Annotated in this window: 24 protein-coding genes; 13 read left to right on the forward strand and 11 right to left on the reverse strand. The window is 51.5% G+C overall.

The window, feature by feature from the left end; translation table 11 throughout:
- The first annotated feature begins 1 nt into the window (after nucleotide 1).
- Complete coding sequence (locus tag LVJ85_RS02825; RefSeq protein ID WP_244741282.1) at nucleotides 2–1246, forward strand: type VI immunity family protein; 1245 nt, start codon at nucleotides 2–4, stop codon at nucleotides 1244–1246.
- A 44-nt stretch (nucleotides 1247–1290) separates the two neighbouring features.
- Here LVJ85_RS02825 and LVJ85_RS02830 read toward each other — a convergent pair whose 3' ends face one another.
- From LVJ85_RS02830 to obgE, 3 genes are all read right to left on the reverse strand, one after another.
- Nucleotides 1291–1677, reverse strand: a complete 387-nt coding sequence (locus LVJ85_RS02830; RefSeq protein ID WP_244741284.1) for a hypothetical protein — start codon at nucleotides 1675–1677, stop codon at nucleotides 1291–1293.
- Complete coding sequence (locus LVJ85_RS02835; protein ID WP_244741286.1) at nucleotides 1677–2396, reverse strand: type VI secretion system amidase effector protein Tae4; 720 nt, start codon at nucleotides 2394–2396, stop codon at nucleotides 1677–1679. The genes LVJ85_RS02830 and LVJ85_RS02835 overlap by 1 nt, the downstream gene beginning before the upstream one ends.
- Before the next feature lie 137 nt (nucleotides 2397–2533).
- Nucleotides 2534–3688: a GTPase ObgE gene (gene obgE, locus LVJ85_RS02840; protein ID WP_244742969.1), complete on the reverse strand. Its 1155-nt coding sequence runs from the start codon at nucleotides 3686–3688 to the stop codon at nucleotides 2534–2536.
- A gap of 260 nt (nucleotides 3689–3948) precedes the next feature.
- Here obgE and LVJ85_RS02845 point away from each other — a divergent pair, with 260 nt between their 5' ends.
- Nucleotides 3949–4791 carry a class II glutamine amidotransferase gene (locus LVJ85_RS02845; protein ID WP_244741288.1) on the forward strand — a complete coding sequence of 281 codons (843 nt, stop codon included), beginning with the start codon at nucleotides 3949–3951 and terminating at the stop codon, nucleotides 4789–4791.
- A 116-nt stretch (nucleotides 4792–4907) separates the two neighbouring features.
- Here the strand turns inward: LVJ85_RS02845 and LVJ85_RS02850 are convergent, their stop codons facing one another.
- Both LVJ85_RS02850 and LVJ85_RS02855 read right to left on the reverse strand, forming a co-directional pair.
- Nucleotides 4908–5363, reverse strand: a complete 456-nt coding sequence (locus LVJ85_RS02850; protein ID WP_244741290.1) for a ClpXP protease specificity-enhancing factor — start codon at nucleotides 5361–5363, stop codon at nucleotides 4908–4910.
- Between the two features lie 47 nt (nucleotides 5364–5410).
- Nucleotides 5411–6016 (reverse strand): glutathione S-transferase N-terminal domain-containing protein, encoded by a 606-nt coding sequence (locus LVJ85_RS02855; RefSeq protein WP_244741293.1) that lies wholly within the window; start codon nucleotides 6014–6016, stop codon nucleotides 5411–5413.
- A 310-nt stretch (nucleotides 6017–6326) separates the two neighbouring features.
- On the opposite strand from LVJ85_RS02855, the gene LVJ85_RS02860 reads away from it, so the two are divergent.
- From LVJ85_RS02860 to pepN, 3 genes are all read left to right on the forward strand, one after another.
- Nucleotides 6327–7514 (forward strand): family 20 glycosylhydrolase, encoded by a 1188-nt coding sequence (locus tag LVJ85_RS02860; protein WP_244741295.1) that lies wholly within the window; start codon nucleotides 6327–6329, stop codon nucleotides 7512–7514.
- A 531-nt stretch (nucleotides 7515–8045) separates the two neighbouring features.
- Nucleotides 8046–8804 (forward strand): factor H binding family protein, encoded by a 759-nt coding sequence (locus tag LVJ85_RS02865; protein WP_244741297.1) that lies wholly within the window; start codon nucleotides 8046–8048, stop codon nucleotides 8802–8804.
- Between the two features lie 239 nt (nucleotides 8805–9043).
- Nucleotides 9044–11674 carry an aminopeptidase N gene (gene pepN / locus LVJ85_RS02870; protein ID WP_244741299.1) on the forward strand — a complete coding sequence of 877 codons (2631 nt, stop codon included), beginning with the start codon at nucleotides 9044–9046 and terminating at the stop codon, nucleotides 11672–11674.
- Nucleotides 11675–11777: 103 nt separating this feature from the next.
- On the opposite strand, the gene LVJ85_RS02875 is transcribed toward pepN, so the two are convergent.
- The gene (locus LVJ85_RS02875) at nucleotides 11778–13424 is read right to left on the reverse strand and encodes an AarF/ABC1/UbiB kinase family protein (protein ID WP_244741302.1); all 1647 of its coding nucleotides are present in this window, start codon (nucleotides 13422–13424) and stop codon (nucleotides 11778–11780) included.
- A gap of 188 nt (nucleotides 13425–13612) precedes the next feature.
- Between LVJ85_RS02875 and LVJ85_RS02880 the strand changes: the two genes are divergently transcribed.
- From LVJ85_RS02880 to LVJ85_RS02895, 4 genes are all read left to right on the forward strand, one after another.
- A complete protein-coding gene (locus tag LVJ85_RS02880; protein ID WP_244741304.1) occupies nucleotides 13613–14197 on the forward strand; it encodes a C40 family peptidase in 585 nt (194 codons plus the stop codon).
- Between the two features lie 11 nt (nucleotides 14198–14208).
- Nucleotides 14209–14421 (forward strand): hypothetical protein, encoded by a 213-nt coding sequence (locus LVJ85_RS02885; protein WP_244741306.1) that lies wholly within the window; start codon nucleotides 14209–14211, stop codon nucleotides 14419–14421.
- Nucleotides 14422–14669: 248 nt separating this feature from the next.
- On the forward strand, nucleotides 14670–15008 hold the full coding sequence (locus LVJ85_RS02890) for a CidA/LrgA family protein (RefSeq protein ID WP_244741309.1): 339 nt from the start codon (nucleotides 14670–14672) through the stop codon (nucleotides 15006–15008).
- Nucleotides 15008–15697, forward strand: coding sequence for an LrgB family protein (locus LVJ85_RS02895; protein ID WP_244741311.1), 690 nt, complete (start codon nucleotides 15008–15010; stop codon nucleotides 15695–15697). Before LVJ85_RS02890 ends, LVJ85_RS02895 begins: the two co-directional genes overlap by 1 nt.
- 238 nt (nucleotides 15698–15935) lie before the next feature.
- Here LVJ85_RS02895 and LVJ85_RS02900 read toward each other — a convergent pair whose 3' ends face one another.
- The 3 genes from LVJ85_RS02900 to LVJ85_RS02910 all read right to left on the reverse strand — a co-directional run bounded on the left by LVJ85_RS02900 (nucleotide 15936) and on the right by LVJ85_RS02910 (nucleotide 18571).
- Nucleotides 15936–16565, reverse strand: a complete 630-nt coding sequence (locus LVJ85_RS02900) for a glucose-6-phosphate 1-dehydrogenase family protein (RefSeq protein WP_244741313.1) — start codon at nucleotides 16563–16565, stop codon at nucleotides 15936–15938.
- Nucleotides 16566–16686: 121 nt separating this feature from the next.
- Nucleotides 16687–18060, reverse strand: a complete 1374-nt coding sequence (locus tag LVJ85_RS02905) for an FAD-binding oxidoreductase (protein WP_244741315.1) — start codon at nucleotides 18058–18060, stop codon at nucleotides 16687–16689.
- A 205-nt stretch (nucleotides 18061–18265) separates the two neighbouring features.
- Entirely contained in the window at nucleotides 18266–18571 is a 306-nt protein-coding gene (locus tag LVJ85_RS02910; RefSeq protein ID WP_244741317.1) for a hypothetical protein, read from the reverse strand.
- A gap of 469 nt (nucleotides 18572–19040) precedes the next feature.
- Here LVJ85_RS02910 and LVJ85_RS02915 point away from each other — a divergent pair, with 469 nt between their 5' ends.
- Nucleotides 19041–19520 (forward strand): peptidylprolyl isomerase, encoded by a 480-nt coding sequence (locus tag LVJ85_RS02915; RefSeq protein ID WP_085357505.1) that lies wholly within the window; start codon nucleotides 19041–19043, stop codon nucleotides 19518–19520.
- A gap of 314 nt (nucleotides 19521–19834) precedes the next feature.
- Here the strand turns inward: LVJ85_RS02915 and LVJ85_RS02920 are convergent, their stop codons facing one another.
- Complete coding sequence (locus tag LVJ85_RS02920; RefSeq protein ID WP_304653908.1) at nucleotides 19835–20683, reverse strand: RnfABCDGE type electron transport complex subunit B; 849 nt, start codon at nucleotides 20681–20683, stop codon at nucleotides 19835–19837.
- A gap of 125 nt (nucleotides 20684–20808) precedes the next feature.
- The gene (locus tag LVJ85_RS02925) at nucleotides 20809–21597 is read right to left on the reverse strand and encodes an inositol monophosphatase family protein (protein ID WP_244741321.1); all 789 of its coding nucleotides are present in this window, start codon (nucleotides 21595–21597) and stop codon (nucleotides 20809–20811) included.
- A 149-nt stretch (nucleotides 21598–21746) separates the two neighbouring features.
- On the opposite strand from LVJ85_RS02925, the gene LVJ85_RS02930 reads away from it, so the two are divergent.
- The 3 genes from LVJ85_RS02930 to LVJ85_RS02940 all read left to right on the forward strand — a co-directional run bounded on the left by LVJ85_RS02930 (nucleotide 21747) and on the right by LVJ85_RS02940 (nucleotide 25284).
- Entirely contained in the window at nucleotides 21747–22556 is an 810-nt protein-coding gene (locus LVJ85_RS02930; RefSeq protein WP_244741324.1) for an RNA methyltransferase, read from the forward strand.
- Between the two features lie 155 nt (nucleotides 22557–22711).
- On the forward strand, nucleotides 22712–23395 hold the full coding sequence (locus LVJ85_RS02935; RefSeq protein WP_244741326.1) for a hypothetical protein: 684 nt from the start codon (nucleotides 22712–22714) through the stop codon (nucleotides 23393–23395).
- A 437-nt stretch (nucleotides 23396–23832) separates the two neighbouring features.
- On the forward strand, nucleotides 23833–25284 hold the full coding sequence (locus tag LVJ85_RS02940; RefSeq protein WP_244741328.1) for an oligopeptide:H+ symporter: 1452 nt from the start codon (nucleotides 23833–23835) through the stop codon (nucleotides 25282–25284).
- Nucleotides 25285–25290: the final 6 nt, after the last annotated feature.

Below are 25290 nucleotides of genomic sequence, written 5' to 3' on the forward strand. Positions count from 1 at the left end.
CATGCTATCAAAACAATACGAAGCCTTGGAGCAGGAATACCGCGATATTCTTCTGCACGACGAAGAGCACAAGATATTGGCTCAACTGGGGTTGGTTATTCTGATTTACTTTCACGACGGTGGCTCGGTGGCAGGACAGCGCAAGGTTTTGGAAGTGTTTGACCGCTTCTATATGCATTACCATCCCTATTTGAAATCCCATTTTTGGGATGGGATGCGTCGATTTGCTAAATTGAATCAGACGGCCTTTGTCAAAAAACAGCAGAAAATGATTGCAGCAGCTGAGCAAGGGGAGGCTTTATTCGGTTATTTAAGTAGTGATGAGTGGGGCGAATATTCGCCTGATTACGCGATAGGAGCACTGACTTCAGCTCCCAGCGATGATCAAAATAAAGAACTTTCTTTTTTACATTTGAATTTTCCTCTTACGGTGCTGAGAACAGTTCAAGGCATTCAGGAGTTTGAAGAATGGATAGCTTACTTATGCAAACAGTTTTCTATCTTTCATGGTTATGCAGGATTGACTCTTGCATTACCTTATAGCGGCCATGAATATCAGTTTTACGAGCACAGCACCACCAAACGTTATTGGGGAATAACGCCTGATTTCAGGGTGTTTGCCAAAAACTGGAAAACCGGCCTGAAGTCTGTCAACTGGTACACCTTTGTCGGTAAAAAACTGCAAGGCCGTCTGAACAAGCAGGAGGTAGACAATGTGTTAAACCACTATCCCGACATTACCCTGCAAACCTGCAACGACACGATGATATTCAAAGCGGGGAGTTTCCCGTCAACCGGCGACCGCAACAAGCCCTTGCCGGTTCCCTATTTGGTGGTCAACAACCTGCTGCGTCCGGCTCGGGTGGAAAAGTTGAAAGATGCGATACATACTGCTTACGGCAACGGCAAAACCCGCTATTCCGCCTCGCAGGGTTATTATTGGCTGCGGCGTTGGGATAACGCTAATTTCGAACAGGGCATTTTCAACCCTGAAGGGGATAAAGCCGAGCTGATGCCGGTGTACCGCCAGAAACCGTATGAAGTGCCTTTCAGCGGTATGTGGGTGCCGGATAACCTTTCTGAAGGGATTGAACAACATTTTGAAAAAGGAGAAATTTTTCCGATGGAAGGCGAGCATATTTGGGTCTTGCCCAATGGAGAACGTCATCGAACTAAAGATGATGCCGTTTGGCGTTTGGTTAAACGCGATGATGGAGGCCCGGTAGAGATGCCGTCTGAATTTTAAAGAGCAACGAGGCCGTCTGAAAATGTTTTCAGACGGCCTCTTGCTCAATATCTGTTCTTTTTCAAAAAATCTGCCAATTCTTCGGAATGGTAAAACGCCATACAGCGGGCGAAAATCGTGTTCATCTCGGTGTCGCCCGATTCTTCGCTGTGTATGCTGATGCGCTCTCGATGGAAATCGCCGGTTTTGTTTTCCACAAAATCAATCAGTTTCAGCCAGTCTGAAGGCGAATAACGCGGTTTCGGGCAGGAATAGTCTTGCAGGCTGCGGCGTTGGTAGAGGCCTGCTTTTTCATAGTTGCCGTTCAAGCATTCTTGCAGGGCGAAATCGCGGAAATCGAGATGCGGCACTCCGCCCGTGTCGGCGGCGGAAACGGCTGCCGGAAGCAGCAGGGCGGAGGTGGCAATCAATATAATGCTTTTGACCAACATTAAGTCAGTTCCCAAAAAATCACTTTAACGGTCTGTATCGGGCGGTTGGGATTGGGCGACAGTCTGGCGAACCAGAAATAATATTCGCTGTCGTCGTCGCTTTCGTGGCCGCGGGCGTAGAGCATTTTGCTGCCGTCCCACAAGGTAAAGTGGCCGCTGGCGTTGCCCCAGCCTTCGACTTCAAACATCACGATGCCGGTTTTGCCTTTGATTTTTGCCAACACGTTTTGTTTGACGGCGGCAATTCTTTCTTGGAATGCGGCCGAATCGAAGTCGGCGTCGTCATCCGATTTCAAGCGCGGCGGGCGGTATTCGACGGTGCCTTTGCCGAATTGTTTTTTGAGAAATTCGCCGAGTTCGCGCACTCTGAACCAGTGGTTCTTTTTGTCTTTGTCGCCGATAAACGCGCCGGCGCGGTTGGCGGGCAGGCGGATGCCGCTGTGGTTTAGCGCGTAAGACATGCGTGCGGCGCAGGTGTTTTCCCAAACGGTCGGTTCGCGCTCTGCCAACTCTGCCCAGCGTTTGGAAATGAGCGGATAAAACTCGTGGCTGGGAATGGTTTTGTAGTGCTCAACCATATCCGCCCAAGCCGGTTTTTTGAAGCTGACGCGGGGGCGCGCGTTGCTGCCGGTTGGGGGTTTGGGTTTGGCGGGCTTGACCGGTTTGACGGGTTTGGTGGGTTTCGCCGATGTTGCTTTGGCCGGTGTCGTTTTTGCCATTTTCTTTCTCCTTTGTAGTCAGATAATGCGGCGGCGAGGAAGTCTGCCGTTTCAGACGGCCTCCCCGGCTTGAAAAATCGAAACCAAATCACATTGCAATCGTTGTTTTAAGGGATTTCAGACGGCCTTGTTGTGTTTTATTCCGCCTGAAACACCGAGGTATCGGTTTGAGGTTGGTCTTTGACCGTCTCGGCCGTTTCGTTTTGCTTGGCCGCTTCTTCGGCTTCGGCTGCCAAACGTTTTTTCTCGGTGAGGTAGGTGTTGATTTGATACACCAAATCCTGCGTGCCTTGACGGGACAATGCGCTGATTTTAAACAGGCGCGGGGTGTTCATGTCGAAGCCGAAGCGGTCGTCGGGGGCAGGGTGGTTCCAGCCGATTTGTTTTAAAAATTCGGCGGCGCGCTCTTCGGCTTCTTCTTCGCTCAACATGTCGAGTTTGTTGAGCACCAGCCAGCGTGGTTTGTCGTAGAGTTCTTCGTCGTATTTGCGCAGTTCTTCCACAATCGCCAAGGCTTCTTCGGCGGGGTTGACGCTGTCGTCAAACGGTGCCAAGTCCACCACATGCAGCAGCAGGCCGGTGCGGGAGAGGTGTTTCAGGAAGCGGTGTCCCAAGCCTGCGCCTTCGGCGGCACCTTCGATCAGGCCGGGAATGTCGGCCATGACGAAGCTGTTGTTTTCGTCCATGCGCACCACGCCCAGATTGGGGTGCAGGGTGGTAAACGGGTAGTTGGCGATTTTGGGGCGCGCGGCGGAAACGGCGGAAATCAGGGTGGATTTGCCGGCGTTCGGCATGCCGAGCAGACCCACGTCGGCCAATACTTTTAGCTCGAGCTGCAAGCTGCGGGCTTCGCCTTCTTCGCCGGGGGTGGCTTGTTTGGGGGCGCGGTTGACCGATGATTTGAAGTGGATGTTGCCCAAACCACCTTTGCCGCCGCGGGCGAGGCATACTTTTTGGCCGTGGTGGGTAAGGTCGGCGATGATTTCGTCGGTGTCGATGTCGCGGATCAGGGTGCCGACGGGCATGTGCAGTTCGATGTCGTCCGCGCCTTTGCCGTAGCGGTCGGAACCGTGGCCTTTTTCGCCGTTTTTGGCTTGGTAGCGTTTGACGAAACGGTATTCGACAAGGGTGTTGATGTTTTCGTCGGCCACGGCGAACACGCTGCCGCCTTTGCCGCCGTCGCCGCCGTCGGGCCCGCCGCGCGGTACGAATTTTTCGCGGCGGAAGCTGACGGCTCCGTTACCGCCTTTGCCGGCAACTACTTCGATTTTTGCTTCATCAATAAATTTCATGGTGCTCTCTAAAGATAGTTTCAGACGGCCTGATGTTTTGTTGCTCAAAACTCTGTGCCGTCTGAAAAGGAATTTAATGGTTTGATATTATAAAGGATATATCAGAGGCCGTCTGAATAAAATCTGAGAGACCCGAAAGCGGGGTAGGGCTGCTGCGCAGGCGGCGGATGGCGTACATCGGCGGGCTTTTAAAAACGGCGGTTTTCACGCACAATACGGCATCTTTAAACATCATTACGAACACCAAAGGCAGGATACTTATGTGCCAGCTTCTCGGCATGAATTGCAACACGCCCACTGACATTGTTTTTTCGTTTGAAGGTTTCCGCCGCCGCGGCGGGCTGACCGACCATCATGCCGACGGTTTCGGCATCGGCTTTTTCGAGGGGAAGGGTGTGCGCCTGTTTCACGACGACAAACCGAGCGCGCATTCGCCGGTGGCGGATTTGATCCGTGCTTATCAGATTAAGTCGGAAAACGTGATTGCGCATATCCGCAAAGCCACGCAGGGGCAGACTTCGTTGGCGAACACCCATCCGTTTATGCGGGAGATGTGGGGCGAATATTGGCTGTTTGCGCATAACGGCCATCTGAAAAATTATTTTCCGCCGGCCGGAGAGTTTTATCAGGCGGTGGGCAATACGGATTCGGAGCGGGCGTTTTGCTATATTTTGGAGCAGTTGCGCCGCCGTTTTACGCACAAACCCGATGCCGATACTTTGTTTGCGGTGGTGACTGAGTTGACGGCTGAAATCCGTGCATACGGGCTGTTCAATTTTATGATGTCCAACGGAGATTGTTTGTTTGCGCATGCCAGCACGCTGCTTCATTATATTGTGCGTAAGGCACCGTTTGGCGAAGCGCATTTGTTGGACGATGATGTGAAAGTGGATTTTGCTGCGGTAACAACGCCCAACGATAAAGTGGCGGTGATTGCGACGCTGCCGCTGACGGGTAATGAAACGTGGTCGCAACTGGCGGTAAACGAATTGGTGATGTTTTGTGACGGAGATATTGTGCGTAGGGATACGCCGGAGCATCCGGTTTATATGAGTGTGGAAGAGGGCTTGGCGATTGCGCGGGCGGCGGGAGTGAGCGTGTAGTTCGAGCATAATATGCGTTAACAGCCATGAGGCCGTCTGAAACGATTTTTCAGACGGCCTTATGGTTTGAATGAGGGGATACAAACAAAACTGGTTTGCGGAAGCAGCAAAAGGTTTTACTTTACCAGCTTTAAGCCGCCTTTTTTGGGCTTGCTGCCGCCATCGTCCGGTGTGTGTTCAGGAGATTCGGTAAGACTGTTTTCTAAATCTTTTTCAAGCAGATGCAGCGGGTCTTGCCCTTTTTTCTCGCTCTCGGTTTGATAAGGTTCAACTTCAAAGCCCATGCCTTCGCCGCTTTCGCGTGAAAAAATGCTGATGATGTGGCCGACAGGAATCCAAATTTCATGAGATACGCCGGCAAAGCGGGCGGAGAAATGCACCCAATCGTTGTCTATCGTCAGATTATGGCTGGCGGTTGTGCCGATATTGAGTACGATTTCGTTGTCGCGCACATACTGCATGGGCACGCGGGTGTGCTCGTTGACCCATGCCACGATGTGCGGCGTTTGATGATTGTCGAGACACCATTCGTAGAGTGCCCGGAGCAGATAGGGTTTGGTGCTGGCAGTCATTATGGTATTCCTTCACGGGTGCAGGCGTTTTCAGACGGCCTCTATCATTAGCGGCGCATGGCTTTTTCTGCCGGCGTTAGGGCTTCGATAAAGGCTTCGCGCTGGAAAATACGTTCGGCGTATTTCAGAATCGGTGCGGCGGATTTGCCGAGCTTGATGTCGTAATGATCCAAACGCCACAGCAGCGGAGACAAGGCCACGTCGATCATGGAGAAGTCGTCGCCCATAATGTATTTGGTTTTGGAAAACGCAGGGGCAAGCATGGTCAAGCCTTGTGAAATCGCTTCACGCGCTTTGGACTGCTCTTTGCTGCTGGATTCGGGATTTTCCAACACTTGCACATGGCTGAACAGCTCTTTTTCCATACGGAACAACACCAAACGGCCGCGGCCGCGCATCACGGGGTCGCCCGGCATCAGTTGGGGGTGGGGAAAACGCTCGTCGATATATTCGTTGATAATGTTGGATTCGTGCAGAATCAAATCGCGCTCAACCAATACCGGCACTTGGTTGTACGGGTTCATAACGGCTAAATCTTCAGGTTTGTTGAACACGTCGACATCTTTGATTTCAAAATCCATGCCTTTCTCAAACAAGACAAAACGGCAACGCTGGCTAAACGGGCAAGTGATGCCTGAGTAAAGTGTCATCATGGCGGATACTCCTGCTGAAGGCCGTCTTTTTCAGACGGCCTGTTTGATTTTTTAGAGGGTGAAAATGGTGCAATTATAAATGATTCGGATTTTTTAAGCTAGAAAACCGTTTCAACGTCATGTTTTAAAATGATTTTTTTTAGGTTTTTAGAATGTGCTTGAACTTCGAAAAATAAATGTGCAGATGACGTAAAAGAAGGAAAAATAAGAGCCGTTTTGAACGCCTTGCCGGAGAATTATTATAAAAATGGTTGAAAATTAGGCTAAAATAACAATTTAAACCCAAATAACGCATACATTTCAAATATTTATGAATCATAAATTTCACGCTTTATCCAAAATCCTGAAACAATCTTCTTTGTATCTGTTGTTCGGCGCGTTCTCAGTATTATGTTCATTGGCGCCCACGGGGCGGCAAGACTCTCTCGCGGCAGGCATGCACAGCCACGGCAAATACAAGCAGGGCGGTTTGATGCTGGATACCGCCAGAAGGTTTTACCCCGTGCGCACCATCAAAGATTTTATTGATGATTTGGCGAAATCCGGCGGCACTTTTCTGCACCTGCACTTTTCCGACCATGAAAACTATGCCTTAGAAAGCCCCCTTTTGGGGCAAAGGGCGAAAGATGCCATCCGCGGTAAAGACGGCATCTATATCAACCCTAAAAACGGCAAGCCGTTTTTGAGTTTCGAACAGGTAAACGATATCGTGCGCTATGCGGCGGAAAGGAAAGTGGAAGTGATTCCCGAAGTCGGCAGCCCCAACCACATGACCGGTATTTTCACGCTGCTTGAGCTTAAACACGGCAAGGCTTATGTGAACGCTTTGAAATCTCCTCAAGATTCGGACGAAATCAATGTCAACAATCCCAAAAGCGTTGAATTCGTCAAAACGCTGATCAATGAAGTGGCCGATGCCTTCGGTAAAAACAGCAAGCATTTCCATATCGGCGGTGATGAATTCGGATACAGCTCCGAAAGCAACCATGAATTTATCCGCTACGCCAATATGTTGGCCGACCATTTGGCCGCAAGAAAATTGACCACCCGCATGTGGAACGACGGTTTGATCAAAGGAACGGTAGATAACCTGAACCGCAATATTCAAATTACCTATTGGAGTTACGACGGCGATCCCGATAACCGCGATACGGCCCAAAGACGCCGCGAAATCCGCATGAGCATGCCTGATCTGATGGATAAAGGCTTTTCGGTGTTGAACTACAATTCTTATTATCTGTATCTGGTGCCAAGCGACCGTAAAAACTTCAAGCACGATGTAGATTTTGCCCGAGCCGATATTGAAAAACGCTGGGATTTAGGCGTATGGGACGGCGAAAACCGTGCTAATAAGATTGCAAACACCGATAAGATCTTAGGCGCGGCGTTGGCTATTTGGGGTGAAAACAGCGGTAAACTTGATATCAATACCATCCGCAGACGTGCCGCCAAACCTTTGGCTACCGTGATCCGTAAAACACATGAAGCCGGCAGATAGTTTGAGGTGTTTGCTGACTTAGATTGAATTTTGTAGGTGTATCTTGACGAAAGATTCGGAAGTACGACCCTTTTGTCAGATGAAACAATACCGAAACGAAACGGAAACAACGGAAAAGCAGTTTTTGCTTTTCCGTTTTTTTGTTAAACGAACAGGGGATTTTCATAATAGAATGGAAAAGAAATGTAAATAAATATTTGCAATTAAAAATATAATAATTTAAGAAATTATTAATGTTGCGATTAAGTGACAAGATTGTTGTTTGCTGTTTATAATTTTTTGAAAAATACTTTAAAAAATTTAAATTTATTAAAAACAGCAAATTATAAATAAATTTAATCAAATTAAATAATATAAATAAATAATTTAATAATCAATTGTAATATTTACAAATATTGAAATGTAAATATCGTAATTATTTTGCATTTTTACCTGTTTGCATCTTGTAAAGATATGTTGTGAATTGATAATATGCACCCGTGACAGTGAATCACGTTCAATTTTATTAAAACAAACATGAGGATTACGGAAATGTCTATTCACAAAAAAATCGGATTGGCTACTTTTATCGCTTTGGGTTTGGCTGCTTGCGGTAGCGGCGGTAGTGACGGCCCTTCTGCAGCTGCAACGCCTAATGCAGCTATTCAACCGGCTAAAATTGAGCAGGTGGCCAATGCAGGCTCAGCCGGTAAAACCGTTTTCAAGGTAAATGAGTACACCATTAAGTTGGGCGAAACTACCCACAAAGTGGCCGACATGAAAAAGGGTGAAGTCGTTAATTGGAAAGACGGCAACAATAATGTTCGCGCTTATCGCCAAGCATATTCTGTCGTTGCCGGTAAGTTTGACTTGTTTCCTATTGCCGATGAAGGCGGTAAAGTAGCCGACACTATCGACATGCCGATGGAAGTGGCGTTGATTAACGGTGAAGCAACCCAAAAGCTGCCAACCGAAGGTAAATATACTTATAAAGGTGCGGCATTCGGTCGCAATGAAACAGGTAGTTTGACTTACAATGTTGACTTTGAAAAACGAGTAGGTAGCGGTACTGTAACCGGCTTGAACGAAACCGGTACTATCGAGTTGAAAGAAGCCGGTATTGTTCACACTGCAATCACGAATGCTTTAGACGGCACTCAAGTTCGCGCCCACGGTGTTCGCGGTGAAACTATGTCTGAAAAACTGGGTCGTGGCGATTACAATCTGCACTTCTTCGGAAACAATGCAGAGGAAGTTGCCGGTAAGGTTATGCAAAAGAAAGGTTCAATCGGTATCGCCGGTCAGCGCTAATATTTGATTGCTAATACATTCCTTTCCTATCAAGACAAGCCAAAGGCCGTCTGAAATATTTCAGACGGCCTTTGGCTTGCGTTTCATTTAGTTAATGAATGAAACTGATGAAATATGGAACAACTGCATACTGTTTTTATCAACCCCGTTTGGGTGGCGGGTATCATCACGTGCCTGCTTCGCTATATAATTTCCCACTTATTTTTCATTCCGTCAGCTTTTCGACAAAAGAGAATTTTATGACCCAAACCGTACATTATCTGAAAGATTATCAAGCGCCTGCTTATTCTGTGGCCAATACCGACCTCTATTTTGATATTCACGACCGGCACACGGTGGTGCGGGCGGATTTGCATATTCAACCGCAGCAGCCCGGTGCGCCGCTGGTGTTGGACGGTTCGGCGGAATTGCTGTCAGTCAGCATCAATGGTACGGAGGTTGAAGATTACACGCTGGCAGATGAAAAGCTGGTGTTGGCGCAAGTGCCGTCGGAGCCTTTTACGTTGTCGGTGGAAACGCTGATTAGGCCGTCTGAAAACAAATCGTTGATGGGGCTGTATGCTTCCGGCGGCAATCTGTTTACTCAATGCGAGCCGGAAGGGTTCCGTAAAATCACGTTTTATCCCGACCGCCCCGATGTGATGTCGGTATTTACAACGACGATTACCGCTGATGCCGCGCGCTATCCCGTGATGTTGTCGAACGGCAATAAAGTGGACGGCGGCACGCTTTCAGACGGCCGCCATTGGGTAAAATGGGCAGACCCATTTGCCAAGCCCAGTTATCTGTTTGCATTGGTGGCGGGCGATTTGAGCCTCACGCGCGATACGTTTACCACCATGAGCGGGCGCGAAGTGGCAATTGAGTTTTACACCCGCGCCGAAGATGCGGGCAAAGTGGATTTTGCCGTGCAGTCGCTCAAACATGCGATGAAGTGGGACGAAACCCGTTTCGGCCTCGAATACGACCTTGATATCTACATGGTTGTGGCCGTCGGCGACTTCAACATGGGCGCAATGGAAAACAAGGGGCTGAACATTTTCAATACCAAATATGTATTGGCCGACAGCCGCACCGCCACCGATGCCGATTTTGCCGGTATCGAAAGCGTGATCGCCCACGAATATTTCCACAACTGGACGGGCAACCGCGTGACCTGTCGTGACTGGTTCCAACTGTCGCTGAAAGAAGGGCTGACGGTATTCCGCGACCAAGAGTTTTCCGCCGACCGTATCAATCACGGCACCTGCCGCATCGACAACGTGGCCATGCTGCGCCAGCACCAGTTTCCCGAAGACGCTGGGCCGACCGCCCATCCCGTCCGCCCCGCGTCTTATGAAGAGATGAACAATTTCTACACCATGACCGTGTATGAAAAAGGCGCCGAAGTGGTGCGCATGTACCATACCTTCTTGGGCGAAGCGGGCTTCCAAAAAGGCATGAAGCTTTATTTTGAACGCCATGACGGCCAAGCCGTAACCTGCGACGATTTCCGCGCCGCCATGGCCGATGCCAACGGTTTTGATTTCGACCGGTTCGCCCTGTGGTACAGCCAAGCCGGTACGCCCGTGCTGGATGTAGCAGGCCGTCTGAAAGAAAACGGCGATTATGTGTTGAACGTTAAGCAAACCGTGCCGCCCACGCCCGATATGGCCGAAAAACAACCGATGCTGCTGCCGCTGAAAATTGCCTTATTTGATGCCGAAACCGGCCGCCCCGTCGCATTCAGACGGCCTGAAAGCGATACGGCGCAAACCGAAGCGGTGTTGGCGGTAACGCAAGCCGAGCAAGAGTTTGTGTTGCACGGCGTCGGCGTGCCTGTCGTGCCTTCGCTGTTGCGCGGTTTTTCCGCCCCCGTGCATTTGAACTACGATTACAGCGACGAAGAATTGAGCGTGTTGCTTTCCGTCGATACCGATCCGTTTGCGCGCTGGGAAGCAGGGCAAACCCTGTACCGCCGTGCGATTGCCGCCAATGAAGCCGCGCTGCGCGAAGGCCGGCCGCTGCCGGAACACACCACGTTGCTGAAAGCGTTTGAATATGTGTTGGATGCCGACATCAGCGCAGGCTTCAAAGCCATGTTGTTGCAAGTTCCGCCCGAAGGTGAATTGTGGGCGGATGCCGAAAACATCGACCCTCTGCTGGTTCACCGCGCCCGCGAAGCCTTGCTCGACAAGCTGGCCGTTCAGTTTAAGCAGCATTTTATGGCCTTAAACGAACAGGCAGCGGCCAAAGAGCAGGCGGCAGACGAAGCCGTGCGCTACGAATACAGCCCCGAGTTGGCCGGATGGCGCAGCCTGCGCAACATTTGCCGCGCTTTTGTGTTGCGCGCCGACCCCGACCACATCCATACCGTGGCCGAACGCTATGCCGCCATGGCCAAAAACATGACCCACGAATGGGGAATTTTGTCTGCCGTGAACCATAACCCGAACGCCAAGCGCAACGAATTGCTGGCCGCCTTTGCCGAAAAATTCAGCGAAGACGCGCTGGTGATGGACAAATATTTTGCTTTGATAGCCGGCAGCCGCCGCGCCGATACGCCCGAACAGATTCAGACGGCCTTAAGCCATCCCAAATTCAGCTTGGAAAACCCCAACAAAGCCCGTGCGCTGTTGGGTGCGTTCAGCCGCAACGTGCCGCATTTCCACGCGCAAGACGGTTCGGGTTATGCGTTTATTGCCGCCAAAGTGATGGAAATCGACCGCTTCAACCCGCAAGTTGCCGCCCGCCTGGTGCAGGCGTTCAACATCTGCAATAAGTTGGAGCCGGCACGCAGAAAGCTGATGACGGAGCAGTTGCAGCAGATTCAGCAGCAGAGCGGTTTGTCGAAAGACGTATCCGAAATCGTCGGCAAGATTCTGGCTTGACGATAGAGGGCAAGAGGCCGTCTGAAAACAGTTTTTCAGACGGCCTCTTGCTGTTCATATTAAAGATTAAAGATACCGGCTTATATATGCGCCGATAAGAACTTTAATGTTTGCCCGACCGCCAAATCGACCAAATAATCCAGATACTGTTGGCAAAAGCAAGCAGGTAGCCGATAAAGCCGACGAATTTCGGGCCGGTTTCTATACTCATCACGATGGAGGAACCGATAATCAGCGCGGCGGTTACGATGCCCATGGTCAGGCGGTTGGTGGCGCGGTCGATCTGGTGGCTGAGTTGGTCGAAGTGTTTGAAGTCGATATTCAGCCCGACTTGGCCTTTTTGCAGACGGCGGCTGAGGCGGAAGAGGTTTTGCGGCAGCTCGTCCAATGCCTGCACGATGGTTTGGGCGTGCATTTTGCTTTTGCGCAGAATGTGTTCGGGCGAAGCGCGTTCGCGGAATACTTCGGCCACAATCGGTTTGGCCTGCTCAAGCAGCTCGGTGCTGCCGTCGAGCCGTTTGACCACGCCTTCGAGGGTAATCAGGGTTTTGAACAGCATCACCAAGTCGCCGGGCAGGGTCAGTCCGTGGCGGCGCATGATTTGGGTGATGTCGTTGATCACTTGGCTGATGCGCAAATCACGTATGGGCGTGTGTTCGTAGTTGAGCAGCATTTCCAAAACGTCGGCGCCGAGCAGGTTTTCATCGGGCAGCTCGCCTTGCGCCCAGTTGCTCAACACATACTGCATGGTGAATTGGTCGCGGTGGGTGAGGGCGTTGATGAGGTCGATGATTTCGCGGCGGCGGGTGCTGCTGAGATGGCCGACCAAGCCGAAATCAATCAGCGTGATGCGGCCTTCGCTGTTGAGAAAGATGTTGCCCGGATGCGGGTCGGCGTGGAAGAAACCCTGCTTGAGTATCATGATGAAGAGGGTGTCGGTGATGCGGCCGGCCAGCGTGCGGCGGGTGTCGAGGTCTATGCTTTCAGACGGCATGTCTTTCAGTAAAGTGTCTGAAACGTATTCCTGCACGAGAATGTGGCGGTTGGAATATTCTTGATAAACCTTGGGAATGTGGATAAACGGGTGGTTTTGGAAAGTGGTTTCAAACCGCTGCATGTAGCGCAGTTCGATGGATAAGTCGGTTTCTTTGTCGAGGCTGCGGGCGAAATACTGCACCATCTGCACGGGCTGGTAGCGGCGGCTTTCGGGTATTTCGGATTCGATTAGATTGGCCAGATGGGTTAAAATACGCAGGTCGGCCTGAATGGTCGGCTCGATGTCGGGGCGTTTGATTTTGACGGCCACGGTGTCGCCGTTGGTCAGCTCGGCGCGGTGTACTTGCGCAATCGACGCGCTGCCGATGGGCTTCGGGTCGATGTGTTTGAACACGCCTTCAAGCGGTTGCCCCAAGTGCGATTCGATGAGCGAACGGATGTCGGCAGTGGGAATCGGCGCGACATTGCTTTGCAGGCGCTCGAATTCTTCAATCCATTCGGCGCTGAAAATGTCCACGCGGGTCGACAGTACTTGGCCGAGTTTGACAAAAGTCGGCCCCAACTCTTCAAACGCCATGCGAAACCGGCGCGGCGTACTCATATAGCGGCTGGCCGGCTCTTGTTCGGCATCTGCGCCCTGATAAGAGAGTTTGATGCGCTGCACAAATTCGCCCAAGCCGTATTTGGTCAGAATGGCGATAATCTCGCGCATACGGGAGAAGTCGCGCATGGCAAGTAAAGTTGGAATCATCATGGCTTTTGCTGTATCTTAGCGGCTGATTTCAGAATCTATAGTTATTTTCACGAAAAATTGATGTACATTCCGTTATGCTTCGACAGCGAGTATGACGATGCAGAAGTTGATCGTCAAACGGCTATACACAGAATAACATAAAAGACGCTTCAGGCCGTCTGAAAAGAAATTTACGGAATAATGAATAAATGAACCAATGGAAACAATGGTGTAGCGCAGTTTTTGCCGCCGCCTGCCTGATGTTGGCGGGTACGGGCGCGGCGCAAGCCGATGAGATTGAGAATCTGCTGCGCCTTCAGGGGCAGCCGAGTACGCAATATAAAGCGATTGAAGTGGTAAACGATGAAAAGAGCGTGCCTATCAACCGCCGTGATGCCGACGATTTAATCGGCAGTGCCATGGGATTGTTGGGCGTGGCTTACCGCTACGGCGGCACTTCGGCAGGCACCGGCTTTGATTGCAGTGGCTTTATGCAGCATATTTTCAAACGCAGCATGCAGATCAGCCTGCCGCGCACGTCGGCAGAACAGGCGAGAATGGGTGTGCATGTGAACCGTGCCAACCTCCAGCCGGGCGATATGGTCTTTTTCCGAACCATGGGACGCGGGCGTATTTCGCATGTGGGGCTGTATATCGGCAACAACCGCTTTATCCATGCGCCGCGTTCGGGCAAGCGCATTGAAATCACCAGCCTGAGCAACAAATATTGGAATGCCAAATACGCGTTTGGCCGCCGGGTTAAGAAAAACGATCCGTCGCGTTTTTTGAACTAGGGTGAGCGGATATGAGTATGCCCGAAATGCCGAAGTGGTACAGCGACAACGGCGAAATCGTTTCCTGCACCGAAAAAATCAAAGTGATGACGGAAAACATGACCGAGCTTTATCAGGCCGCACAAGATGCGTTTGAAGATGCGCTGCTGATGGGTTGCGGCGAAGCGCAGCTGCGCGAGTATCTGCACCGTTTGGTGGACGGTGTGGAAAATCCGTATAAATAAAACGGAAAGCGCGCAATAATTGTTTTAATGGATACGGAATCTTACCTGATTCCGTTTTTCTTTTGCCTTTTCGCCCGTTTTTCCTTTTCAGACGGCCTGTGTAGGGTTATGATTTACACAGATTAACAACTTAATAAACGGGCGGAGTCTATTGCGTTTGATGCTGTGCCGACGCTTTCAGACGGCCTCATGACTCAAGCTGCCTTAAATAGAACCATCATGGGAATTTTCAGGAGAACACATACATCATGATCAGAGCGTTGAGCATTATTTTCGGATTTTTGGCCTTGGGCGAAGCCATCATTTATTTCAGCGGCATCAAACTGCCCGGCAGCATCATCGGCATGGGACTGCTGTTTGGCGCGCTGCATCTGGGCTGGGTAAAAACATCATGGTTGCAGCAGATGGTTGATGTGTTGATGGGCAATCTTTCGCTGTTTCTGGTGCCGCCCTGCGTGGCCGTGATGAGCTATCTGGATATTGTCGGACGCGATTTGCTGTCTATCGTTACCGCTACTGTGGTCAGCACGTTTTTAGTGATGTTTGTAACCGGCAAAGTGCACGAACTGATGCGGAGGTTTTGGTAATGGAAATATTGTCGCATCCCGTTTTAATGCTCTTTATCACGGTTACGGTGTATTGGATTGCCAACGTATTGCGCGCGCGTACCGGCAGTTTTTTGTGCAATCCGGTGGTGTTGAGCACGATTGTGGTGATTCTGTATCTGAAAACATTCGGTATCGATTATGCCACTTATCACGATGCCGCTGAATTTATTGATTTTTGGCTGAAACCGGCCGTGGTGTCGCTGGCGGTACCGCTGTATATCAACTGGAAGAAAATCAGCAGCCAATGGTTGCCGATTGTGGTGTCTCAAGCCGCAGGCAGCGTAACGGGTATCGTTACCGGCGTTTATATTGCGAAGTGGATGGGGGCAGGGCACGACGTGGTGTTGTCGCTGGCGGCGAAGTCCGTCACCAACCCGATTGCAATTGAAATTACCCGCACCATCGGCGGCATTCCGGCCATTACCGCCGCTACGGTGATTATGGCGGGCATGATGGGGCAGATGATCGGTTTCAAACTGATGAGCGCCAGCACCATACGCATGCCGACTTCGCAAGGGATGTCGATGGGAGCCGCTTCACACGCAATGGGCATCGCCGCATCGTTGGAGCGCAGCCGCAAGTTGGCCGCTTACGCCAGCTTGGGTTTGATTTTCAACGGCGTGCTGACAGCTGCGTTGGTGCCGATTTTGATACCGATATTGGTTTAAGCATTATGGTATATAGCTTGTGGTAAGGAATATTGAGGCCGTCTGAAAATGGATTTTCAGACGGCCTCAATATGGTAAATAAGCTTAAAAATCAGCACACCCGTCATACTCGGGCTTGCCCCGAGTATCTTGAGTTCCATTAAGTTTACGAGGTGCTCGGGTCAAGCCCGAGCATGACGAAAACATGGCAAAAAATAAGTTTATGTGCAATATTTATTTGCCGTACCTTACTCGGACTTTAAACTGCCCTATCGAAACACGCTTCATAGAGCGGCTGCAATGCGCGTATTTGCCGGGTAATCCATTGCACGCTGTCGATGCCGTCCAAATGGTCGCGCTCGATGTGCCGCCCGATACAGAAAAAATCGTCGGGCGATTCCAGTTGCAATTGCCCTTGTGCAGCACGTTGGGCAACGGTGGCGTAGTCGGCATATTCGCTTTCGGAGCCGTGCCACAGGTCGAAATCGGCAAAGGTTTGGATATCAAGGGTAGCGAGCCAGCGGTTGTAATCGCTGAGGCGGATGGACGAAGAACCGGCTTTGTAGCAATGCCAATCAAGGCTCACGCTCAAGCGGCGGCGGTTGAGCAGTACCGACAGTATCGCAGCGGAGTCTTGATACGCGGCGTATTTGAAATAGGCGAAAAAGTGGGCGCGCACCTGCCAGCCGTTGCACCAGCGTTCGATGTGCGGCGGGGCAAACGGTTCGCCGAGTTGCTCGGCCACGCTAAGTATCATGTGCTGCCAATCCTGCCATGCCGCTTTGTAGTCTGCTTTAATCTGCGGGATGGTTTCGGGCTGATACTTTTTAAGCTGGGCGAATTGGAAAAAGGGTAGGTTGAATAGGTCGCAATGTCGGGCGGTCAGCATGATGAAAGTGTTGGAGTTGGCGGAATGCGGTTTTTCAGACGGCCTCTTGCGAAGGGTAGGTAAGCCGCCGTGTCGGTTTCAATCGTTGCGGGATAAGCGTTTGGTTAGGGTTTGGGCGAAACTAAGGCAGCAGTTTGCCGGGGTTCATGATGCCGTGGGGGTCGAGTTCGGCTTTGATGGCGCGCATCAGGGCGATTTCGGCGCTGCTGCGCACGCTCGGCAGCCAATGGTTTTTAACTTGTCCGATGCCGTGCTCCGCCGCAATCGTGCCGTGGCAGGCCAACACGTTTTCGTACACGATGGTGTTCACGGCATCTTCGTATTCGTACACTTCATTGCTCAACACTTGCGGCAGGAAGGTGTTGTAATGCAGGCTGCCGTCGCCCAAATGCCCGAACACCACAATTTGAATATCGGCAAAGGCCGTCTGAAGTGCTTGACCGCAGCGCGATACGAAATCGGCAACGTGCGCAATCGGCACCGCAATATCGTGCTTGATGCTCGCGCCCAAGTTGCGCTGGGAGGCGGAAATGTTTTCACGCAGCGTCCACAGTTCGTTGCGCTCGCTTTCCGAATGGGCAATCACGGCGTTTTCAAAGCCTTGTTCCATCAGAAATTCTGCCAGTAAATCAATCAAACCGTCGTGGCGGACGGAATCGGTGAGCTCCAGCAAAACATGCCACGGCGCTTCGACCGGCTTGCCGAGGCGGCTGAACTCGGAAGATAAATTCAAAGCATAGCCGCTAACCAACTCAAAACTGCACAGGCGTTCGGCAAATCTGCCTTGAACGGCGGTTAGCAATGCCACAGCCTGTTCAATCGATTCCACGCCCACCCAAGCAGTTTCGACGGTTTCAGCTTGCGCAAACAGCTTGAGCGTGGCGCCGGTGATGATGCCCAAAGTGCCTTCGCTGCCGATAAACAAATGGCGCAAATCGTAACCGGTGGTGTTTTTGTGCAAAGGGTGCAGATGCGATACCAACTCGCCGTTGGGCAATACCACCTCCAAGCCCAATACCAAATCGCGCATCGTGCCGTAGCGCAAAACATTCAGTCCGCCCGCATTGCAGGCGATATTGCCGCCTATCTGGCAAGAACCTTCGCTGGCCAAGCTCAGGGGGAACAATCTGCCCGCCGCCGCCGCCGCTTCTTGAACGTGTTGCAAAACCACGCCGGCATCTACCGTGATCGCATTGTCGGCCAACTCGATATGGCGGATACGGTTAAGCTTGGAAAGATTCAGCAATACGCCCCCGTCAGGCACCGCCGCGCCGCACAAGCCCGTATTCCCGCCTTGTGGGGTGACGGGAATGTGATGTTCGAAGCAAAAGCGCATCACGGCCTGAACTGAGGTAACGCTGGCGGGCTGGACGATAATATCGGCAGAGCCGGTATAGCGGCGGCGTTGGTCGGTCAGCAATGCCGTGCCGTCTTCCACGATTTCGGCTGGAGAAAGTACGGAAAGAAGAGCTTGTTTGATGGCTTGGGGTGTCATGATGGGGAAGAGGCCGTCTGAAAAAGTGTCGGACGTTTATGCTAAAAGGAATCGTAAGGATAGTAAAGAAGCTGAAGCTATTTGGTTTTTGAGAAAAAGCAACGAGACGTGATAAGGAAAACAGTAAATACAGACAGTAAAATGAAAATGCAAAAAGCAGGATACGGATGTATCCTGCTTTTTGTTATCTATTCTGCAAATAGAATTATTTAGCGGCAGAAGCAGCAGCTGAGGCAGCGGCAGAAGCGGTTTCAGCAGCTTGAGCAGCAGAAGCGGCTTCGGCAACAGCTTCAGAAGCGTCTTTAGCGCCTTCGGCAACAGCTTCTTTAGCATCAGAAGCAGCTTCAACAGCAGCTTCTTTGGCTTCAGAGGCAGCTTCGGTAGCAGCAGTTGCAGCTTCAGATACGGCTTCAGAAGCTTTGGCAGCAGCGTCTTGGGCTTTGTCGTTAGCACCACCGCAAGCAGCCAGGAACAAAGACATCAAAGCAGCGGCAAACAGAGATTTTTTCATTTTAAATACCTTTTAAATCGACTTAAAAAATAATCATTCAATATGGGTTCAAACCCATTTTTGATTTTAGAAATTCATTGCTGAATTTTGCCAATTATGCCCGACCCTCAAAGCCAATGCAATGTAACCGGCTATAATGTTCGGCAAGAATATGGATGCTTAGTCATCTGAGTGTGCGTATTAGTTCAATCGCAGTTGCAATTTTTTGCTTGATTTGTGTAAGAAAATTTAATTTTGCATTGAAATTTCAAAATTTTAATCCATTTTGTAACAATAAAAACTATTTACAGTGATATTGCGCATTTTTTGCTATTTTTATTGGTGAGTAGTAAAAAAGCAACATGTATATGGAATAAAAAGCGTTGTTTGATTGATTTTTTATTTAAAATAGCCTACTTGTGCTGAATCGGAATGGGCGTTACTGTGTTAAAATCCATTCACATTTTTTAAACTACAAGGACTTCACGGCATGGCCATCCAAAAAAATTCTGTTGTTTCGCTTCATTATGAAATGTTTGACGCGAACGACCAACTTCTTGATAAAACCGAACAGCCGATTGTTTATCTGCACGGCGGTTACGACGGTATTTTCCCTTTGGTTGAAGAAGCGTTGCACGGTAAAGAGGTGGGCGATGTCGTGGATGTCGTTCTTTCTCCCGATGATGCTTTCGGCGAACAAGATCCCGAGCTGGTGCGCATTGAAGATGTGAGCGTTTTCCCGGTTGACGTGGAAGTGGGCATGATGTTTGAAGCCGACGATCCTGAAACCGGCGATGTGTGGGTTTACCGTGTGACCGATGTTGCCGACGGTAAAGCTGTGGTGGATGGCAACCACCCGTTGGCCGGCATGAAAATCCGTTTCAAAGCCACGGTTGAAAGCGTGCGCGATGCGGAACAGGAAGAAATCGAACACGGCCATGTGCATGGCGAACACGGCCATCATCACTAAGCTGTATTGATGAAATAAATAGAGAAATCCCTGATCTCTTTGGAGGTCGGGGATTTTTTATGGCTTGCCGTTGCAGCAAGAGCGGCATGTTGAAAGCGGGTAATCTTGGCAAGGCGTTAAGGTATCAGGCCGTCTGAAAAATGTTTTTCAGACGGCCTGTTTGTTTTTCAAGTTATGTAGTGAATGTTTGCTATATAAATGGTGTGTTTACTGCAAGAGATTTTAAGGCTTAGTAGTTTTGGCGTTGGAAACGCTTTTGGCCGTCTGAAAAGCTTTATTGCTGTGGTGCGTGGAAATGGTTAGCCAAACGGTGATTAGGTTTTCTGGGCTTTTGCTTCTTGTTCTGCTTTGTATTTCCGCAGGTAGGTCAACGCGGCTGCTTTTTCTTCTTCGGTGCCGTATTGCAGGTCTCTTTGTGCGCGGCGGTAGGTGGCGCGTTCTTGGGCTTCGGCAAGCTGTCGGGCTTGATAGGCTTCGCGGTTGGTGGGGACAACGCGCTGGGCTTGTTGTGCTTGGGCGCGTGCCATGGCTTGGGCGATCAGGTCGGCGGGGTTGATGGAGGGTTTGGCTGCGGCGGGGGCTTGGGTTTGCTGCTGCGCTTTTTTGACGGCGGCTTCACGTTCGGCGAGATAGGCGCGTTTTTCTTCTTGGTCGCGTGTTTTGCGGGTTTCGTGCCAATGGTAACGCTCGCGGGCGTGTTCGGCGGCGGCAAAGCGGGCTTCGCTGTGGCTGCTCAGGAAACGGGCTTGGGGCAGATGGTCGGCTTCTACGGGCTGCATGTAGATGCAGTCGACGGGGCAGGGGGCGACGCAGAGGCCGCAGCCGGTGCATTCGCTGCTGATGACGGTGTGCATTTGTTTGGAGGCGCCCATGATGGCGTCGACAGGGCAGGCGCGGATGCAGGCGGTGCAGCCTATGCACACGGATTCGTCTATCCAAGCGAGTGCTTTTTCTTGGATTTTGGACGGTGCGACGGGCGGTTTGCCGAGCAGGGCGGAAATGTCGAGCATCACGGTTTCGCCGCCGGGGGCGCACAGGTTGATGTTTGCGGAACCGTCGGCCAATGCTTCTGCGTAGGGCAGGCAGCCTTGGTAGCCGCATTCTCTGCATTGGGTTTGCGGCAGGATTTGGTCGAGGCGGTGGACGAGGTTCATGGCGGTCAGCTTCGGATGGTTTGTTTTATATGTTTGATATTAATCGGTCTATTTGGTTTTTGCAGGCTCTGCTTGTTGAATGTATCAGGCCGTCTGAACCCATATTTTCAGACGGCCTGATGTTCGGGGCTGTCTTACTTCACATGCGGTGCAATGATTTGCAGCATTTGGCCCAACACTTTCGGGTTGCCGGCCACGATGTCGCCGCTTTCCAGCCAGCTTTCGTTGCCCTGCATGTCGGTTACGATGCCGCCCGCTTCTTGCACCAGCAATGCACCGGCGGCGATGTCCCACGGTTTGAGGTTGAACTCGAAAAAGCCGTCCAAACGTCCGCAGGCCACGGCGCATAGGTCGAGCGCGGCGGAACCTTCGCGGCGGCCGCCGGCGGTTTTGGCGAGAAAGTCTTTCAGAATGGCGAGGTAGGTGTCCATCATGCTTTGGTCGACAACCGGAAAGCCGGTACCGATTAAGCAGCGGTTGAGTTCGATGCGGGAAGAGACGCGGATACGGCGGTCGTTCAGCAATGCGCCTTTGCCGCGCGAAGCCATGTATAAATCGTTGCGTTCGGGCGCGTATACCAACGCTTCCTGCAACACGCCTTTGTGCAGCAGCGCCATAGAGATGGCGTATTGTGGATGGCCGTGCAGATAGTTGGTGGTGCCGTCGAGCGGGTCAATAATCCACTCGTATTCGGCGGCGGCTTTACCTTGCGAGCCGCTTTCTTCGGCGGTGATTTTGTGATGGGGGTAGGCTTCTTTGAGTGCGTCGACCAAAATGGCTTCGGCGGTGCGGTCAACATCGGAAACAAAATCGTTAAACGCTTTGCTGTCGGTTTTAACGGCATCGAGGTTGCGCGATGCGCGGATCATCATATCGCCCGCTTTGCGTGCGGCTTTGAGGGCGGTGTTTAAAATCGGGTTCATGGCATTCTTCCTAATCGGGTACAATAAGGCAAAACGTAAAACGCTGCGTTTACGCTGTTTCCAATGTTTTTAAAGAACATTCAGACGGCCTTGAGGCCGTCTGAAAAAATATTCAGGCGCACATTATACCCCCGTTCCGAAAATAAAACATGATGAATCCCAAACCCGCTGTACCCGCCTATCTCGACAACATCCATATCGTCCTCGCCCGCACCAGCCACCCCGCCAATATCGGTTCCGCCGCCCGTGCCATGAAAACCATGGGGCTGCACCGTTTGACTTTGGTTGCGCCGCAGCTTATCGCCACACCGATGACCGAAAAGCCGCCGGTGTTCGATGCCGCCGAGCCGCAGGATTTCAAACTGCCCGAAGAGAGCTTCGTGCTGGCATCCGGCGCGGCGGACGTGTTGGAAAACGCCCGCATCGTGGCCACGCTTGACGAAGCGTTGGCGCACACCACCCTGAGCTGCGCCTTAACCAGCCGCAAACGCGAGTTGACCGCGCCGCTGCAAACCCCGCGCCAACTCGTGCCCGAATTGCTGCAAGCCGCTTCAGACGGCCAACAGGTTGCGCTGGTGTTCGGCAACGAAACCTTCGGCCTGAGCATCGAAGAAGTGCAAAACTGCAACCGCCTGATGACCATCAACGGCAATCCCGACTATTTCTCGCTCAATCTCGCGCAAGCCGTGCAGGTGGTGTGTTACGAGCTGTTCAGCCAAACCGATATGCCGATGACGCATTTGCAGCAGGACACCCGACCGGCCACCCACGAACAGATTGCCGGCATGGTCGGGCATATGGAAAGCGTGATGAACGACATCGGCTTTTTCAACCGCCGCAACAGCGAACGCCTGATGCGCCGCATGCAGAATCTGTTTATGCGGGCGGATACGCAAACCGAAGACATCGATATCCTGCGCGGCTTTTTGAATACCGTGAAACGCAATTTGAAAGATTAATCGTTGAGGCCGTCTGAAAAAGTATTCAGACGGCCTCAATATCAATGTCTATTATTAGGTAGGGTTTATCCATGCCTTTGCTGTGCGGCTGATGTGCATGGGCAATGCGGTAGGGAAGCGCTGTTCACAAAATGTTTTGCAATCGGAGTAGAGATATGAAACGAGCGTTGTTAATAGGGTTGGCGTTGTGGTTGTCGGGTTGCACGGCTATGCTGTGGGGCGATGACAGCAAGGCGGTTCAGCAGGCGGTAGGCACGGACCGCATTCATGCTTTCGGTGTGGCGAACGAGACGGCGCGCGGGCAGTTGAGCCCGGGCGATCTGGCGATGATGGGTGAGCAATACTGGTATGTGGTTTCCGGCACGAAAGCCGAAGATTTGCGTGCGGTGCTTAACGCCGGCCTGCCTGCGCGTTTTCACACGTTTGACAGCGACGGCAAAGAAATTTCCGCCCTGCGCGTGATGGTGCGAGGTTTGGACGACAACGAATTCAGCAGCGATTTTTGCCTCCGGTATCCGGCGGATGCGGCGGCGAAAGACAAGCTGGAAGCGCTGGAGTTTTATCAGCGCAAAGGGGGCGAGTATGAGCGTTGTTTTGTGGTGCAAGGTTATCTTTACCGCAGCCCGAAGCAGGTTGCCGTGGATTACCGCTTCGAGGAAGCCGTGCCGGTAGAACTGTTCAAATTGGAACGCCGCCCGAGCGGCGGTGTGGCGCGCACCATCGGCAAAGTGTTGCTGACACCTGCGGCTGTGGCTGCCGATGCGGTGGGCGCGGTAACGGTATATCCGGCGGCCTTGCTCGGCATTAAGGCAAGCGGCGGCTTGAAGGTAATACGGTGATGTGTTTGGTGTTGCCGAAAATAAATAGCTCTTTGGGTTAGATTTAAGCTGAAAGGCCGAGACCTTTGCAAAACCCCCCATCTGCGGCGCATTTCTGTGTTGTGTGCTGCTCGCTCGTTTGCCTATCTAACATATGATATGTCTGCACTCGCTGTGCTGCTACGCCTTGAACTGCATCCACATCTGAGGGTTTTGCAAAGGTCTCAGGCCGTCTGAAAATGTTTTCAGACGGCCTCTTTTAATATATCCACACGTTGAAGCGGGCATTTAAAAAGCAGGCGGTTGGGGTTGCTACGCGGCGGTTCGCAGCCTGCTGTGTATTGCAGGCCGTGGGTGAAAGTGTTAAAACGGGGGCATGATATAAAAAGAAAAATATCCGTATCCAACGGTTTCTGCCAAGAATATGCCGTGCATGATGGTTTTGAGAGGAGAAAATCATGAAAAAACAGGTTGCAGCAGATAAAAAATTCTTCGGCCACCCGTGGCAGCTTTCGACCTTATTCCATATCGAACTGTGGGAGCGGTTTTCGTTTTACGGAATGCAGGGCATCCTGCTGATTTATCTGTATTACCAAACCACTCAAGGCGGCTTGGGTATGGATAAATCGGTGGCCGGCGGCATTGTCGGCGCGTATGGCGGCAGCGTGTATCTTTCGACGATTTTGGGCGGTTGGTTGGCCGACCGCCTGTGGGGCGCGGAGCGGACGCTGTTTTATTCCGGCATTTTAGTAATGTGCGGTCATATCGCGTTGGCGGTGATTCCCGGTTTTGCGGGGTTGCTGTGCGGTTTGGTAATGATTGCTTTGGGCAGCGGCGGCGTGAAGGCGTCGGCCAGCTCGATGGTCGGCTCTCTCTATGAAAGTGAAGAACTGCGCCCGCTGCGTGATGCCGGTTTCTCGATTTTTTATATTTCGATCAATATAGGCGGTTTTTTAGGCCCGCTGATTACCGGCCTGCTGCAAAACAATATCGGTTTCCATTACGGCTTTGGCGCGGCGGCGGTGGGTATGGCGTTCGGTTTGTGGCAATACGCGCGCGGCAGGAAGTTTTTGCCGCACACACCCGCGCCTTTTCCTTTGCCGCAGGGGCAGGGCAAGACGGCGGGTTTGGCGGCGGCGGTGTTTGCCGGAGCGATTGCGGTATCGGTGGCGCTGGGTTGGCTGAATCTGGACAATTTTTCCAAGGTGCTGCTGGCTACGGTAATCGCAGCTACGGTGGTGTATTTTGCGCGTTTGTTGCTCAGCCCGTCGGTTGAAGCGCAAAGCAAACGCTACATCACGGCTTATGTGCCCCTGTTTTTGGTTATCTGCATTTTTTGGGCGCTGTGGTTCCAAGTGTTTACTTCGGTAACGGTGTATTTTGACGAAACCATCAACCGCACGGTCGGCGGCTTTACGATTCCCGTATCGTGGAAAGATTCGCTGCAAAGCTTTTGGGTGGTGGTGTTTTCGGGTTTGATGGCGGCAATGTGGACGAAAATGGGTGAAAAGCAGCCCAAAACGCCGTTGAAATTCGCTTTGGCCGTGATTACGCTGGGTGCTTCTTATTGGTGTTTCGTTCCGTTTCTGAATTCCGGTACGGTGATGCCTTTGATGGTGTTTGCGCTGGTAATTTTGGGCATTACCATCGCCGAGCTGCTGCTTTCGCCGATTTCATTGTCGCTGGCCACCAAAATCGCACCGTCGCACTTTAAAACGCAAATGGTTGCGCTGAACTTTTTGGGCTTGTCGCTCGGATTTACTCTGGGCGGCCTGATATTCAAACAATATTTTATTGCTGAAAACGCCGCAGGTTTTTATCGCTTGATCGGTACGACGGGTTTGATAACGGGCGTGGTGCTGCTCGCGCTCGTGCCGGTGTTGAACCGCCTGCTCAAGGGCGTGGATTAAGTTTTT

Origin of the sequence: Neisseria sp. Dent CA1/247, assembly GCF_022870825.1 — a bacterium.
Taxonomy (GTDB): Bacteria; Pseudomonadota; Gammaproteobacteria; order Burkholderiales; family Neisseriaceae; genus Neisseria; species Neisseria zoodegmatis.